Annotated in this window: 13 protein-coding genes; 2 read left to right on the top strand and 11 right to left on the bottom strand. The window is 41.2% G+C overall.

The features are described from left to right. The first annotated feature begins 45 nt into the window (after positions 1 to 45). Positions 46 to 459: a winged helix-turn-helix transcriptional regulator gene (locus FF52_RS03245; RefSeq protein WP_008462891.1), complete on the top strand. Its 414-nt coding sequence runs from the start codon at positions 46 to 48 to the stop codon at positions 457 to 459. A 59-nt stretch (positions 460 to 518) separates the two neighbouring features. On the opposite strand, the gene FF52_RS03240 is transcribed toward FF52_RS03245, so the two are convergent. The 5 genes from FF52_RS03240 to FF52_RS03220 all read right to left on the bottom strand — a co-directional run bounded on the left by FF52_RS03240 (position 519) and on the right by FF52_RS03220 (position 4,864). After that, positions 519 to 1,331 carry an SDR family oxidoreductase gene (locus tag FF52_RS03240; RefSeq protein ID WP_008462889.1) on the bottom strand — a complete coding sequence of 271 codons (813 nt, stop codon included), beginning with the start codon at positions 1,329 to 1,331 and terminating at the stop codon, positions 519 to 521. A gap of 37 nt (positions 1,332 to 1,368) precedes the next feature. Further along, positions 1,369 to 1,761, bottom strand: coding sequence for a GlcG/HbpS family heme-binding protein (locus tag FF52_RS03235; protein WP_008462888.1), 393 nt, complete (start codon positions 1,759 to 1,761; stop codon positions 1,369 to 1,371). Between the two features lie 229 nt (positions 1,762 to 1,990). Continuing rightward, on the bottom strand, positions 1,991 to 2,521 hold the full coding sequence (locus FF52_RS03230) for a DsbA family protein (RefSeq protein WP_008462887.1): 531 nt from the start codon (positions 2,519 to 2,521) through the stop codon (positions 1,991 to 1,993). Between the two features lie 2 nt (positions 2,522 to 2,523). Continuing rightward, positions 2,524 to 2,994 (bottom strand): redoxin domain-containing protein, encoded by a 471-nt coding sequence (locus tag FF52_RS03225; protein ID WP_008462886.1) that lies wholly within the window; start codon positions 2,992 to 2,994, stop codon positions 2,524 to 2,526. A gap of 190 nt (positions 2,995 to 3,184) precedes the next feature. Continuing rightward, positions 3,185 to 4,864, bottom strand: a complete 1,680-nt coding sequence (locus FF52_RS03220) for a hypothetical protein (protein ID WP_008462885.1) — start codon at positions 4,862 to 4,864, stop codon at positions 3,185 to 3,187. A gap of 214 nt (positions 4,865 to 5,078) precedes the next feature. Between FF52_RS03220 and FF52_RS03215 the strand changes: the two genes are divergently transcribed. Continuing rightward, positions 5,079 to 5,627 (top strand): NAD(P)-binding domain-containing protein, encoded by a 549-nt coding sequence (locus FF52_RS03215; RefSeq protein ID WP_008462884.1) that lies wholly within the window; start codon positions 5,079 to 5,081, stop codon positions 5,625 to 5,627. Between the two features lie 12 nt (positions 5,628 to 5,639). Here the strand turns inward: FF52_RS03215 and FF52_RS03210 are convergent, their stop codons facing one another. From FF52_RS03210 to FF52_RS23075, 6 genes are all read right to left on the bottom strand, one after another. Next, positions 5,640 to 6,041 (bottom strand): nuclear transport factor 2 family protein, encoded by a 402-nt coding sequence (locus FF52_RS03210; RefSeq protein ID WP_008462883.1) that lies wholly within the window; start codon positions 6,039 to 6,041, stop codon positions 5,640 to 5,642. A gap of 135 nt (positions 6,042 to 6,176) precedes the next feature. Continuing rightward, positions 6,177 to 6,989: an SDR family oxidoreductase gene (locus FF52_RS03205; RefSeq protein ID WP_008462882.1), complete on the bottom strand. Its 813-nt coding sequence runs from the start codon at positions 6,987 to 6,989 to the stop codon at positions 6,177 to 6,179. A gap of 45 nt (positions 6,990 to 7,034) precedes the next feature. Beyond that, positions 7,035 to 7,427, bottom strand: a complete 393-nt coding sequence (locus tag FF52_RS03200; RefSeq protein WP_008462880.1) for a GlcG/HbpS family heme-binding protein — start codon at positions 7,425 to 7,427, stop codon at positions 7,035 to 7,037. A 284-nt stretch (positions 7,428 to 7,711) separates the two neighbouring features. Next, positions 7,712 to 9,658 carry a sigma 54-interacting transcriptional regulator gene (locus tag FF52_RS03195; RefSeq protein WP_008462878.1) on the bottom strand — a complete coding sequence of 649 codons (1,947 nt, stop codon included), beginning with the start codon at positions 9,656 to 9,658 and terminating at the stop codon, positions 7,712 to 7,714. A 23-nt stretch (positions 9,659 to 9,681) separates the two neighbouring features. Beyond that, positions 9,682 to 11,931, bottom strand: coding sequence for a histidine kinase dimerization/phosphoacceptor domain -containing protein (locus FF52_RS23080; protein WP_008462876.1), 2,250 nt, complete (start codon positions 11,929 to 11,931; stop codon positions 9,682 to 9,684). Positions 11,932 to 11,941: 10 nt separating this feature from the next. Next, positions 11,942 to 14,209, bottom strand: coding sequence for a histidine kinase dimerization/phosphoacceptor domain -containing protein (locus FF52_RS23075; RefSeq protein WP_157498497.1), 2,268 nt, complete (start codon positions 14,207 to 14,209; stop codon positions 11,942 to 11,944). Positions 14,210 to 14,222: the final 13 nt, after the last annotated feature.

The raw sequence follows: 14,222 nt of genomic DNA, 5'->3' as shown, positions 1-14,222 counted from the left end.
GGAAACCACTTACCTTTTGGAAACTAAATGAGTTAGATATACTACATGAAAACAGAAACAATCCAGCAGGATCATGCTTCAGAAACAGCTTTACAGCCTGCAACTCTAGGAGATTTAAACAGGGACTACATCAAATGCTCGGCAAAACTTGGTGCAGTCGGGGATGCATTATATGTTTTAGGCGGCAAATGGAAACTGCGCATCATTATTGCTTTGTGCGACGGCCATAAACGGTTCAATGAAATACAGCGTGTTATTGAAGGGATCACTTCAAAGGTCCTGAGCAGCGAACTGAAAGAACTCGAATTGAACGGTCTGGTAAAAAGAACAGTGCTGGATGACAAGCCCGTTCTGGTTCTCTATGAGCCAACCGAGTATACCTACAGCCTTAATGAAGTGCTGCACTCTCTTGCCGTATGGGGCAGCAATCACCGCGAGAAACTTCGCAGCGAGTTATAAGACATTCTTCAATAGACTTTTACAGCTAATAAAAAGGAACCAAATGGTTCCTTTTTATTTTAGATTTTATTTTCCCATGCATTGAGCTGATGTTCTTTCAGCATATCTTCAATCACCTTAGGCACCACATTTCTGAACTTGCCCTCATCAGCCGGAACAATTTCAATCATGCGGTCAATCATTTCCTGAGGATCCATTTTGCCTTCCGGCGTTGCAAAGAAATCATCGAAACCTTTGCGAAGATCCGCTCTTTTTGTGAAATTCACCGAATCATCCAGCCAGCGGAATGGATTATCAGCCATTGTTTCATTGTATCCTGTATAGTAGGCTCCAGGGTTGACAGTCTGGATTTTTATTCCGTAGGATGCAAGTTCCTGCTGCATGGCTTCTGCAAATGCTTCCAAAGCATGCTTGGTTGAAACATAGGTCCCCCAGTTTGCAGGAGTAAAGAGCCCTCCCATCGAAGAGGTAAATACAACTTTTCCTTTTTTCCCTTCTCTCACCCATTTCTGAACCACTCCTTGTGTTAGCGTCAGCGGAAGAAATACGTTGACTTCATAATTCTTTCTGACTATATCAACTGGAATCTCCCACACAGGACCGGCTTCTCCCATCCCTGCATTGTTCCAAAGCACATCAAAATCCCATTTTATGGCTTGTTTGATATCATAAGGATCAGTCAGATCCAGTCTCTCTACTCTGATTTTGTCTGAGAGCCCTAATGCGGCCGCTTCTTCTCTCAAAGGGGTCACCTGAGATGAAACATGCGCTGTCGCAATGATGTTATGCCCATTCTTAGCCATTCCGATGGCAGCATATTTTCCGAATCCGGATCCGGCTCCGGTAATCAGAATTGTTTTTTTAGTACTCATAATAGTGTATTTTAATTGGTTTATATTATTTTTTCCATTACAGCTTGCTTCCTGCGGTCGCAATTTCAAAATCCTGATCAGGGCTGCCCCCTGAAACCCCTATGTAGCCGATGATGCTTTCCCCTGATTTTATCGGTACGCCGCCTTTAAAACCAACAAGGCCTCCGCTGGTATTCACAATACCGTATGTGCCTGCCTCTGGCTTTAAGAACTCTCCCACTTCGTGGCTTGGCATTCTAAAGAGCATTGCCGTTTTTGCCTTTCCAAATGCGATATCTATTGATCCCAAATAGGCATCATCCATTCTTGCAAAAGCTTTGATATATCCTGCGGTATCTACAATGGCTATATTGGCCGGCACTTGAATCGCATCGGCATGTGCCATCGCTTTGTCTAAAGCGGTACTGGCTTGTGAAGTTGATATTTCCATATGATAAATTCTAAAAATTAATTCGCGAAAAATAATAACATCCCTCACCGCATGCCTTTCCCCACGGGGAATGGCAGCCGTTTAAAATTTCGGTGCGTCTTAGGTATAAAATTTGGAGGCAGAAGGCCTTTTGGGCTCGCGGCCCTCTTTTAAAGAAAATTAAGTATATCCGGATCCAATAAGTGCGCCAGGCAGGAATTCTCAAATGCCTGCTTCTGAAGCATTTCAATCATTCATTCATTTTTTGATACAGAAAATCCCTCAGCTGGTCATTTTCCCAATTGCCGAAAAACTGTTCCCCATTGACAAAAAATGTCGGCGTGCCGTTAACACCGCTTCTTATGCCGCTGTAGAGATCCTGCTCCACCTTTGAAGAAGTATCGATATCCATTTCAAAGATATCTTCCTTGAACTGTTCTACATCGAGATTCATTATCCGGGCAATCTGCACTACGCTCTCAAAACTGAAATCTTCGTGATGCTCGAATAGATAGTCATGCATCTCCCAGTATTTATGCTGTCTTGCAGCCGCCTCAGATGCCAGAGCCGCCATCTTTGCCTGGGGGTGGATATGTGCGAGGGGGAAATTCCTGAACACAAATTTCAGCTGTCTGCCATAATCCCTCTGAATTTCCTTTACAATAGGATAAGCTCTCTGGCAGTGCGGGCACTGGTAATCACCATATTCCAGCAGCTCTACGACAGCCGAAGAATTGCCCTGCACATGGTCTTTTTCGTTAACAGGTACAGTTAAGGACATAATTATTGATTATTATTGTTATCCATTTTTTCCAAGGCATCCAGTATTCCATCGGCACCAGGATTGATGCCTATCGGTGAAAGATAATTCCACTGGATGATCCCTTTTTCGTCAAGCACAAAAATTGCTCTTTTACATTCTCCCAATTCTTCATCATAAACACCATACTGCATTGCGGTTCCGCCTTTAGGCTCAAAATCCGAAAGCAGTCCAAAATGAAGATTTCTGTTTTCGCTGAATGCCATATGGCACCACTTTCCGTCAACTGATATTCCAAACAGCACTGCATTATGCTTTCTGAAATACTTCAGCGTTTCATTGTAAAGCACAAGCTGGTCTCCGCAGACAGGGCTCCAGTCAGCAGGATAAAATGCAAGTATCACTTTACTGCCTTCTAATTCCTTCAGGCTGACTTTTTGGTCGGCTGTCACCGAGAGCAGAAAATCAGGGGCTTTTGTTCCAACTGCAAGCATAGTTCTATTTTTTAACAGTTAATGAATTGATTTTTAAGGCTATTGCATTTCAAAAGTATCTCTTTTTACATCTTAAGACGCTGTATAAAAACGACTTATGCTTATACAATCCAAATACGGCATTGTATTTTTTAACCGAATCTTTAAAGCTGAAAGCCTATTTTACAGTACCAAGACGCAATATCCCATATCAGGCTTGAATATTTATAATCTGAATATTTCTAGACTCCAATTCTCTGCGGATTACAAAAGAATCAGAAGCTGTTATGCTAAATGAGCTGTATCTCTGGACAAATTCAAAGAGGATGCTTGTAAAATCCTCTGCATTCTGCTGATCAAGCATCGCTTCGCTTCCATCGAAAAAAAGCAGGGAATTCCAGCGGATCTCAGCCGTAAGCTCTGCTGCCAATAAAAGCAGCAGCCTCTGTCCGGCAGTAATTTTTGAGTATACAGCTGGAAAATTATCCGGCAGGATTCTTAGAGAGCCCCATCGGCTGCGTTCAAAAAGCTGCAACACTTCGGTCCGGTCAATAAAAATCTCTAAAATTGATTTCCAATTCTCTGTTTCATCTTTTTCATAAATCTTTGCCGCTGCTTTACAGAGCCTTTCCCTTAATTCTTTTTCAGAAAGCAGGTCTGAAGAAGAATTTCTTCCAGCGTAACCGATATGCTGCACGGAGGAAGAAGGCCAGGTCTGATTTTTATCCAAACCATTATTTTCTGAAATCAGAATTATGCTTCCAAAAAGATTTTTACTGGCGGCTGCATCCAGCAGGTAATCTTTAAAAAACCTATGATAGACTGCCGGGAGCTGCTTCTTTTTTAATGTCCCCATGCATTTTAATCCGAAAACCATGTTCCCGACAGCTTCATCAAGTTCAAAATCGAAGTTCACATGATGCTGGCTATTCACTTGATCCAGGTAAGGAAAACCAAAGCCGAAAAGCTTTGAATAGCCAATTCCGCTTAAATCAAAACGGATCGTTCTAAGCAGTTTTTCGCTGTAGTTATCATACCTCAGAGCGGTATTATAAATAGGATCACCTTCAAAAAGTCCTGCTATTCTCGGAAATAGCGCAGCATCGCGTATAGCTAAGAGAACGCTCTGGTAAGAATTGGGAAGCAGCTCCCTGATATTATAATAATAGTTCTCATCGATGCCGCAGGAGCAGAAATCCTCTGCGAGCATCCAGAATTTGCCATTAAGCTCATCCCATGTCTTCTCGCAGTTTCTTCTCATAATTTTAACTATAAACTCTTTGCTGCACTGCAAAGGTGCCTGCCAGTAGAACAGCCGCATCAATGTGCGTATCGAAAAATCATTCCAGTTGTCATATACCAGAACAAAACAGGGATACTCGTCAATTTCGGTCAGGCTTTTGAAAAACGGTATTTTGTTTTCAGGAATTTCCGCCGGCCTTTCTCCAATGCTCAGTCTCGGCCTGAGTTTATGCAAGGGCAGTTCTTCAAAATAGTCCACAGCGGCAAGTTTTGATCCCGACCTGCTTAAAAGATTATTGATCAAATCTACATACTGCTGGATTTCATCTTTTGATTTTCTTACCATAGGACTGACCACTTTTTCCAAAAATGAAATATAATATTCATCTGGTCCGTCCAAAAGATTCAGGTATTCCAGAAACAGATAATTACAATCCCATTCTGAACTGAGCAACATATTCTGTTTGGTTTCCTGATAAGTATTTGAAAATTTCGGTTCTCTGGAAGGCATTTGATCAAGAGGCCATATCCAGCTTAGAAAAATGATGATCCGGTCAAAACTGCCATAGTCCCCCAAAAAATCCTCTCTGCTGCTAAGGGCTGCATAAATCCCTGATTTTGTCTCTGAATCAATAATAATCGCTTCCATTCTTTCTGTTTTATCACTATTCGGATTCTTTTAAAAGATGCTTTTCTTTGAATTCTATCTTATTCAAGCCTGTATACAAAATGGCAAAGAATAATAAAAACAGGTATTAGTACCTGAGTAAAAACCCATTAAAGTTTTTAGATTTACTTCATATTTAAACCATGCTGGTCGTTTAAATGAGACCCGATGAATCTTAATTTTTTATCTGCAGGTTATGGAAATAGGCATAATAGGTCTTGGAAGCATTACTCTGAATCTGGCCCAGCGGGCTGCACAGTCTGGATTTACAGTATTTGTAAATAATCCTTTAGGCAATAATCTGCTGAGAGAAGCAATACGGCTGGAGAAAAACATCAAGCTGGCGGAAGCCGGAGCTGTGGTGGCAGCGGCAGAAATTATTATCATTTTCCTGCCGTATGAAAACCTTGAAAAAGTATTAAGAAGCCTTCCTGATATGAGAGGAAAAATAATTGTAAACACCAACAACCCCGTATTTAATCCCCGTCATGCGGGCGCTGAAATCGCTGAAGGGCCGGCCGCTTCGATGACCGCCTCAATACTTCCCTATGCTGACATAATCAAGTTTTATAATTTTCTGCACCCTTCACGCGCGATAGCCGGCATCCAGGATACAAAACAGGCGGAGATATTTTTTTCGGGCAAAAGCCAAAATGCCAAAAACAAAATAAAAAGCTTTCTGGAAAAACTTGATTTATTAGGAATTGATCTGGAGAATCAGCCCGGAATAAATTCCAATAATTAGTTGCAGTGAATACTATATTTTGATTCTGTTCCAGATCGCATTGAGTTCAATGGCATCAAAAAATGCTGTTGCTTTAATGATCCTGCCCTCCTTGAGAGTCATATGGCAGGAATACGAATTGATATAGGGCAGTCCGTCAACGGCAGTCGCCGTTTCCTCCCACAGCACAATTACAGTATCCCCGTCAGCATAAACGTTTTTAACTTTAGGCATTAGCTTGGTTCCAAATCTTTTATTAAGGGGAATGATCGCTTCCTCTATAAACTGCCCCCGGCTGGTATACACTTTTGAAATGACGCTCCCCCCTGTAATGGTCCATTCCACATTTTCATCCAAAAGGTCAAAAAAACTTGCAGAACCGTCAGCCCATTTCTTAAAACCTTCTTCAATAATTGCTCTGTTTTCTCTTTCCATGCTTTCTGTATTTTGTCCATTGAGTTCCTGCAGTGCGCCAGATATGCAAAAGCAAGAAAAATAAGTATCTGTAATTTCATCTTTGGCATCTTTAAAGCTGTTAAAGGAGCCTGTCGGCTCCTTATTTGATCTATCCTAGATAGTGTTTTCCCATGCATTGAGCTGATGCACTTTAAGCATATCCTCGATTACTTTTGGGACCACATTTCTAAACTTGCCCTCATCTGCTGGAACAATATCAATCATTCGGTCAATCATCTCCTGAGGATCCATCTTACCTTCAGGTGTTGCAAAGAAATCATCGAAGCCTTTGCGAAGATCCGCTCTTTTTGTGAAATTCACCGAATCATCCAGCCAGCGGAAAGGATTGTCAGCCATTGTTTCATTGTATCCTGTATAGTAGGCTCCAGGATTTACCGTCTGGATTTTTATTCCGTAGGCCGAAAGCTCCTGCTGCATTGCTTCGGCAAAGGCCTCAAGAGCATGCTTGGTTGAAACATAGGTTCCCCAGTTTGCTGGAGTAAAAAGTCCTCCCATGGAAGAAGTAAATACTACTTTTCCCTTTTTACCTTCTCTTATCCATCTCTGAACTACGCCCTGGGTCAGAGTCAGCGGAAGAAATACATTCACTTCATAGTTCTTTCTGACAATATCGACAGGAATTTCCCATACAGGCCCGGCTTCTCCCATCCCTGCATTGTTCCAAAGCACATCAAAATCCCATTTTATGGCCTGTTTTATGTCATACGGATCAGTCAGATCCAGCCTCTCTACTCTGATTTTGTCTGAAAGCCCTAATGCAGCTGCTTCTTCTCTTAATGGAGTCACCTGAGATGAAACATGCGCTGTTGCAATGATGTTATGCCCATTCTTAGCCATTCCAATGGCAGCATATTTTCCGAATCCGGATCCGGCTCCGGTAATCAAAATTGTTTTTTTAGTACTCATAACTTTTTAATTTAATTGGTTTAAAATATTTATTTAATAGCGGTATTATACTTTACTGCCGGCAGTGGCAATTTCAAAATCCTGGTCAGGACTTCCGCCTGAAACACCTATATAAGCGACAATCGAATCACCCGATTTAACAGGAACGCCTCCTTTAAAACCTACCAGCCCCCCGCTGGTCTGCACAATTCCGTAAGTCCCTGCTTCGGGTTTTAAAAATTCTCCCACCTCATGGCTCGGCATTCTGAACAGCATTGCCGTCTTAGCCTTGCCATGTGCTATATCAATAGATCCCAGATAAGCATCATCCATACGGATAAAGGCTTTTTGATGCCCGGCAGTATCCAGTATGAAAATATTTGCAGACACCTTGATCTCCTCTGCCTTTGCAATTGCTTTTCTTAAAGCATCAAATGCCTGTGAAGTTGAAATTTCCATAGTTATTGTATTTAGTTAAAATTCCTTTAAGAGAATGCTGCATCATCAAAAAAAAGAATTGATTTACAGCACTTTGAATAATCCAAAATTAAATAGTAACCACAAGAAAGTATTGTATTTGCTGGGCAAAAAAAGGTAGTTTTTGGACATTTTTCAGCTCTTTGGAAAATCTTAAACCTGGCGAAGAATGCAAAGCGCATCGGACTTGTACTGAAATGGAATAGGAAATAAACAAAAAAGCCTGAATCAGACAATTCAGGCTTTTTTGCAATTATAAAAACAAATCAGAGAAAATCTCTTTTGATATCAAATTTCTTCATCTTGGAGCTCAGGGTAGATGCTGGCAGGTTCAGTAGTTCCGCAGCGCCTCCGGCCCCCCATACCTTTCCATTGCATTTGCGCAGCGCATTGACAATATGATCGCGTTCCATCTCATCAATGGATTTAAATTCGGAATCAGATTCATTGACACTCACCGTCTCTTTCCATCCTTTGTGCGGACCTACTGCCAGCTCAATTTTCTGTCCCTCTTTGCAAAGGAGCACTGCCCTTTCCACTGAGTTCTGAAGCTCTCGTATGTTTCCCGGCCAGTCATATTTAAGGGCAGTGTTCAGAGATCCCTCGGAGAGGCCTGCTGCTGATTTTCCCATCAGGACATTATACATCTTTATGAAATATTCTGCCAGCAACGGGATATCTTCCCTGCGTTCGCGCAGCGGAGGCAGAATAATAGGAAAAATATTAAGGCGATAATACAAATCAAGCCTGAATCTTCCTGCAGCCACCTCTTCTTCCAGGTTGCGGTTCGTGGCGGCAATAATGCGCACATCCACTTTGATGGACTGGCTTCCGCCGAGCCTCTCAATCTCCTTTTCCTGCAGCACTCTTAGGAGTTTTGCCTGAAGATCATGAGGCATATCCCCTATCTCATCTAGAAAAATAGTTCCTTTATCCGCCCTCTCAAATTTACCTATCCTTCTTTCAAGGGCTCCGGTAAAAGCGCCTTTTTCATGCCCGAACAGTTCCGATTCGATTAGACTGGAGGGAAATGCGGCGCAGTTTATTTTCACAAAGGGATTCTCCCTTCTTTTTGAAGCGTCATGTATTCCTTGGGCAACCTTTTCTTTTCCAGTCCCGCTTTCACCCAGTATGAGAACTGAAGTATCAACAGGAGCCACCTGCGCCATATCATCAAAAACACGCAGCAGCAAATGGCTTTTTCCAACAATGCCATCAAAGGCACCGGAGCTCATTTTTTCATCAGTCAAAATCTCCTCAGCGTTTAACTCCTCAATAACGCTGCTTCCCTTCATCTCCATATAGAGAAGATGTTCCACTGCAGCTGCCAAAGGAATTTTCAATCTCTCAATCAGCGCATTCTGCCCTTGATTGTAAGTATCAGATCTTCTGCTGTAAAATGCAAATTTAAAATAGGTCCCGTCAGGCAGAACAATTGGAATAAGACATAATGATTTAAGCTTAAAAGTATCTGCAATAAGGCCAATAAGGTCATGTCCCTTCTTTGCTGCCTCAAATCCTTCACCGCTGTAGCAGGCTTGTTTCTGTTCAAAATCTTCAACTGGCTCTTTTTTGTAAATTTCGCTCATTTTTAGATTTGTTATGACCTGAAACTCCTCCAGACCTATTCTCTGATATTCATCGTATCCTATCCTCAGGAAGCTCATCAGCTGTCCTGCAAATGATCCTTTATTGGTGCACAGGGCTAGATAATCAAAGGACAGACAGTTTTGAAGCGCCCTGACTGTAAGAAGCATCTTGTCTTTCAAATCATTGCTGCCGGCAAAAATCTCATTGAGTCGCGCACTAAAATCATCTACTTTTCTCACCGCAGTCTCCAGACCATTCTCATGCCTGTACTCTGCAATTTCCAAAGTGACTAAAAGGTCCCTCTCCCTGAAAGGCTTCACTATAAAGCCATAGGGCTGGGTTGCTTTTGCTTTCATCAGGGTCTGCTGGTTTGAATTTGCTGAAACATAGATGAATGCTATATTATTGGCCTTAAAGGATTCTGCGAGCTCAATGCCGGATAATTCTCCTGCAAGCTGTATGTCAACAAGCGCAATTTTAGGCTTTTCTTTTTCCATCAGCACTAAAGCTTCCTCAGCACTTCGTGCAATACCGCATACTGTATAGCCGGCTTTCTCCAGCATTATCTCCAGACTGTTGGCTTCAACAAACTGATCTTCGACAATAAGTACTCTCTGTGACATGATTGATAATTTATTAGTTTATTTTATTTTCCGAATTGAAGGTCTTTGTGAAGAAAATCAATTTTGATTCTTGTGCCCTGGGCATCGCTTTCTATCTCAAGGGTGCCCTGCAGATCTTTAGCCAGCCCTTTTATAAGCTTCATCCCTAAAGATTTTGTATTATCGATACTAAAATCCTGCGGCAGGCCGCTGCCGTTGTCTTTAATCTCCAGAGAATAATCTCTTCCCGATCCTCCCTTTAAAATAACGCTTACATCTCCATCATCTCTATCAGTAAATGCATATTTAAAACTGTTGGTTACAGCCTCGTTGATGATAAGCCCTATAGGAATTGCCTGGGAAACATCCATTTCAACTTCCTGTACTGAAAGATGAAATTTCACTTTTTTTTCTCCTGAGAAACTATCGGTGAGGTACTCGATCAGATCACTTATATATTCCTGCATTCGTATGGCCGAAAGATTATCAGCCATGTAAAGCTTCTGATGGATCAGTGACATAGACTGGATCCTATGCTGGCTGCTCTGAATGGCTGAAATGGCGGCTTTATCCTGCAGAAAATACGACTGGCTGTTAAGAAGGCTCATAATCATATGCAGATTATTCTTGACCCTGTGATGTATTTCTTTCAGAAGCCAGTCTTTCTCGGTAACAAGATGGCTTAGAGCCTCATTATTTTCCGCAATTTCGTCCTGCTGCTGCTGCAGGAGCCTGTTGTTCCTTTTGTTGGTCTTATGCCTGTTATAGAGCAGGGCAATAAATATTCCCAGCACCAAAACCCCTAAAACACTTAGATTTCGAATCAGGTTGGAACGCCAGAGCTTTTCTTCCTGAAGCTTGTTCTGCTTAACGAGCAGTTTGTTGTTGTTTTCCTTAGCCTTCAGATCCTTATCTTTTTTGACCACCTGGTACTGCAGGGTCAGCTCTTCAATTCTTTTTGATGCTTCTTCATTCAAAATGGAATCCTTGTACAATTGATAAAACTGGAGATTCTGTATCGCTGATTTATAATCCGACTGGATTGAATCAATAATAAAAAGCTGTTCGTAGATGGTCTGAAGGATAAACTTATTATTGGTTTTAAGAGCCCACTTCTTATTTTTTTCATAGTAAAGGCGTGAAAGAGAATACTGTTTAACTGAAAAATAATATTTCGCAAGCGGGAGATACAGCCTGCAGACAATTACATTTTCCTCAGTCCTTTTAAGTATCTCTAAGGCCTGCCGCACGTATGTATCAGCTTTAGAAAATCTCCCAAGTTCTGCATATACCAAAATACTTTTGCTGATAAACGCAACTTTTGACTCAAAATCAAGATTATAATTTTCAATTTTTTTAAGATACTCCGCTGCCTGCTTTTCCCTTTTTAAGTTCATCAGTATCTGGACAAGGTTGCTGGTGGTAATTGCCGTAAAATTGATATTGTTGTACTGATAGGAAATCTCCAAGGCTTTTTTAAGGTATTCCAGGGCCTGCTCTTTTTTATTCGTAAAACTGTAGAGTGTGCCGACATGCGAGTAGCAGCTTGCCGTAAGCTCGCTTGTGCTGTCGATCTTTTCCGATAAATGCAGGGCCTCTAAGCCATATTTAAATGATTTGTCAATATCACCCTGATAATAATATATCAGTTTGATAATTAAGTACGATCTGACCAGCTCCTCCTTTTGATATTTTGCCGCAGCAAAAAGTCTGACGCTCTCCTGTGCATATAAAAGTGCATTTTTAAAATTGCCTAGCCCCTGATAAATTTCAGCTATAACTTTAGCGCTGCAGCCTTCCTTGAAGGGATCCTTTATTTTTTTGTATAATTCTTTGGCCTTAAGGGCTGTTTGAATATGTTTTTCATCCGGGTTTTCATAATCTCTGGCTAATCTGAGATACGATTCCGCAATCCCTTTATCATATTTCAGCTTTTTAAAAATCTCCATGGCCTGCTCAGCAGACACAGTGCTTCTAGGGTCATACATCTGATAATAGTAGTCATTGTAAAGCAATAGGCTTTTCCCTTCGCCAATACCATAATGCAGCTTTTTAGACAGCTTCAAAGCTTTATCGGCATAAAAAACAATACTGTCCTTTGATTTTGGAAAAACTTTTTTCCCTGAGGCATCCAAATGCCAGAGCCCTATTTTCAAATATGATCCCACCAGTGCAGTATCCTTCTCTGCCAGCCGCACACTTTGGCGGTGCAGGCTAGAGAGTTCCTCTCTGTCCTGCCCGAAGAGCAGTACTGAATAGAAAATCAGGGCTGAAAATTGCAGAAATTTTATCATTTTATTTTAATTAGGTTATTCCATAGAGCAGCTTTTTTGAAGCAAAGCTTATTTTAATCTCAGTTCCCCGATTGCTGCTTGACAGCTCTAACTCCGATCCCAAATCTCCTGCCAGACCTTTAATTAATTTCATGCCTAAAGATTTATGTCTTAAGATATCAAAATCCGATGGCAGTCCCGCCCCGTTGTCATAAACCCTTAATGTAAAACTGTCCTCTCCGGTATTTTTAAGGGAAATTCCAATAATGCCCTCTGATTCCCCAAAAGCATATTTAAAGCTGTTGGTGGCACCCTCATTTATGATAAGCCCTATCGGCACAGCTTTAGAAACACTCATTTCAATATCGTCAAGTTCCAGTTTGAACTTTACATTTTTTTTTCCGGCAAAGCTCTCTGAAAGATATCCTGCAAGATCGCTTATATAGTCAGCCATTCTTATGGCGGCGGTATTATCGGTCAAATACAACTTTTGATGGATAAGGCTCATGGACTGTATTCTGTGCCGGCTGTTCTCTATGGCGGAAAGGGCTGCTTTGTCTTCCAAAAAATAAGACTGGCTGTTAAGCAGGCTCATTATCATATGCAGATTGTTCTTAACCCTGTGATGTATTTCTTTCAGCAGCCATTCCTTCTCAGAGACAAGACGGCTCAGGGCCTCATTGGTAAACACTATTTCTTTCTTTTGGGCCAGCAGCATATTATTGGTTCGCTTATTGTTCTTATAGCGGCTGTAGAGCAGGCATAAAATGACAACTGTAATTCCCGAGCCTGCTATTGCCGTATTGCGTACAAGATTAGACGTGGAAAGTTTGGCAGCCTGAAGCTGGTTTCTCTCTGACAGCTCATTATTACTCCTATGCTGCGCCAGAATATCCCTTTCCTTTGCCATAACATCATATTGAATCTTAAGCTCTTCTATGCGCTTTTGGGAATCTGCACTAAAGATTGAATCTTTATATGACTGTGTGAGTTTGAGGTTCTTCATCGCAGATTTAAAAGAGGCTTCTGAAGAATCAATTTTAAAAAGATAAGTGTGAATAAACTGCATCGCGCTCTTGGACTTGTATTTTTCATCCATAGCTTTATACTCTTCCAGATAATGTCTGGAGAGCTTATATTGCCCTGTCATGTAATAATATTTCGCAACCGAACCATATAATCCCGTCAATACATATGCCTTATTCGGGTTATCTAATATCTCAAGAGCTGGCCCGATGTATTTCTCTGCCTCTTTATATTTTTTTAGATCGGTGTATACCATAATGCACCGCCCATAAAGATTAATCTTGGCATCTTTATCAAGACTATCGATCTTTTCAATTTTTTTGAGATAAAATAAAGCTTCTTCATTTCTCTTCAGACCTATCAGAACCTGGGCAAGATTTCCGCAGATTCTTATGTAGGCCCCCTCATCAGAACTATCAGTATTTTGGAAAGCTTTTCGAAGATAATTATAAGTATTCTCTTTATCTCCTTTATAATAATACACTTTTGCAAGCCAGTTATAACATTCAGCTGCCACTTGAGGATCAGCTTTATATTTTTCCAGCTGGCTCACAGCTTGGAGGGAATATGCAAAGGCCTGCTCAATATTTCCCGAACGCTGCCAAAGATCAGATAAAAACAGAAGTGTCCAATAATATTCCGGCCCCTTAAAGCCGATAGAATTAAACGCATTGAGGCTTTCTTTCAAATCCTCCAAAGCGCTTTTCATATCGCCCACCCTGTTGTGCCTTCCGGCCAAAACATAAAGAGCAAAACCTTCCTGCACTTTATCGCCGCTGTTCCTGTAAATTTCAACTGCCTGGTTAAGTTTGCCGATAATGCCGTTTTCAATGATCTCCGACTGAACATCGTAGGTAAGGCCAAGACGGACAGCGGCCTGAGCCGTCCCCTTTTCATTATTTATTATTTTGAAGGCCTGGGCGGCACTCACAGCATATCTGCGTGAAGTATCATTATCATAAATATTGTAATAATATTTACTTAGAAACAGATAAGCCTCTGCTTCTTTATTCTTAAGATCGTTCTTCTTTGAAAAATTTACTGCTCTATTTGCGTAATACAGTGTGCTGTCCTTGGATTTTGGAAAATTCTTTTTATCAGCCATCTCAAGATGCCATCCTGCTATTTTTAGCAGACAGCTAACCGAAGTAGTATCGCTGTTCTGCTTTCTGCTGTATTCTTTATGGAGAGCAGAAAGTCTTTCCGCTCCTTTATCCTGGGCAGAGAGTTGTATGGCAAATAAAAACAGGCTCCAAATTACGATATGCCTCATATGGCTAACTTTA

It is taken from the genome of Flavobacterium sp. F52, from assembly GCF_000278705.1.
In the GTDB taxonomy this organism is placed as follows: domain Bacteria; phylum Bacteroidota; class Bacteroidia; order Flavobacteriales; family Flavobacteriaceae; genus Flavobacterium; species Flavobacterium anhuiense.
This window is presented reverse-complemented; position numbering and strand designations above follow the sequence as displayed.

Excerpts from the sequence above, each read along its gene's own strand:
- FF52_RS03205 (WP_008462882.1), bottom strand. The coding sequence starts at position 6,989 with ATGAGTACTAAAAAAACAATTTTGATTACCGGAGCCGGATCCGGATTC.
- FF52_RS03245 (WP_008462891.1), top strand. The coding sequence starts at position 46 with ATGAAAACAGAAACAATCCAGCAGGATCATGCTTCAGAAACAGCTTTA.
- FF52_RS03235 (WP_008462888.1), bottom strand. The coding sequence starts at position 1,761 with ATGGAAATATCAACTTCACAAGCCAGTACCGCTTTAGACAAAGCGATG.
- FF52_RS03240 (WP_008462889.1), bottom strand. The coding sequence starts at position 1,331 with ATGAGTACTAAAAAAACAATTCTGATTACCGGAGCCGGATCCGGATTC.
- FF52_RS03225 (WP_008462886.1), bottom strand. The coding sequence starts at position 2,994 with ATGCTTGCAGTTGGAACAAAAGCCCCTGATTTTCTGCTCTCGGTGACA.
- FF52_RS23075 (WP_157498497.1), bottom strand. The coding sequence starts at position 14,209 with ATGAGGCATATCGTAATTTGGAGCCTGTTTTTATTTGCCATACAACTC.
- FF52_RS03220 (WP_008462885.1), bottom strand. The coding sequence starts at position 4,864 with ATGGAAGCGATTATTATTGATTCAGAGACAAAATCAGGGATTTATGCA.
- FF52_RS03215 (WP_008462884.1), top strand. The coding sequence starts at position 5,079 with ATGGAAATAGGCATAATAGGTCTTGGAAGCATTACTCTGAATCTGGCC.
- FF52_RS03230 (WP_008462887.1), bottom strand. The coding sequence starts at position 2,521 with ATGTCCTTAACTGTACCTGTTAACGAAAAAGACCATGTGCAGGGCAAT.
- FF52_RS03200 (WP_008462880.1), bottom strand. The coding sequence starts at position 7,427 with ATGGAAATTTCAACTTCACAGGCATTTGATGCTTTAAGAAAAGCAATT.
- FF52_RS03210 (WP_008462883.1), bottom strand. The coding sequence starts at position 6,041 with ATGGAAAGAGAAAACAGAGCAATTATTGAAGAAGGTTTTAAGAAATGG.
- FF52_RS23080 (WP_008462876.1), bottom strand. The coding sequence starts at position 11,931 with ATGATAAAATTTCTGCAATTTTCAGCCCTGATTTTCTATTCAGTACTG.
- FF52_RS03195 (WP_008462878.1), bottom strand. The coding sequence starts at position 9,658 with ATGTCACAGAGAGTACTTATTGTCGAAGATCAGTTTGTTGAAGCCAAC.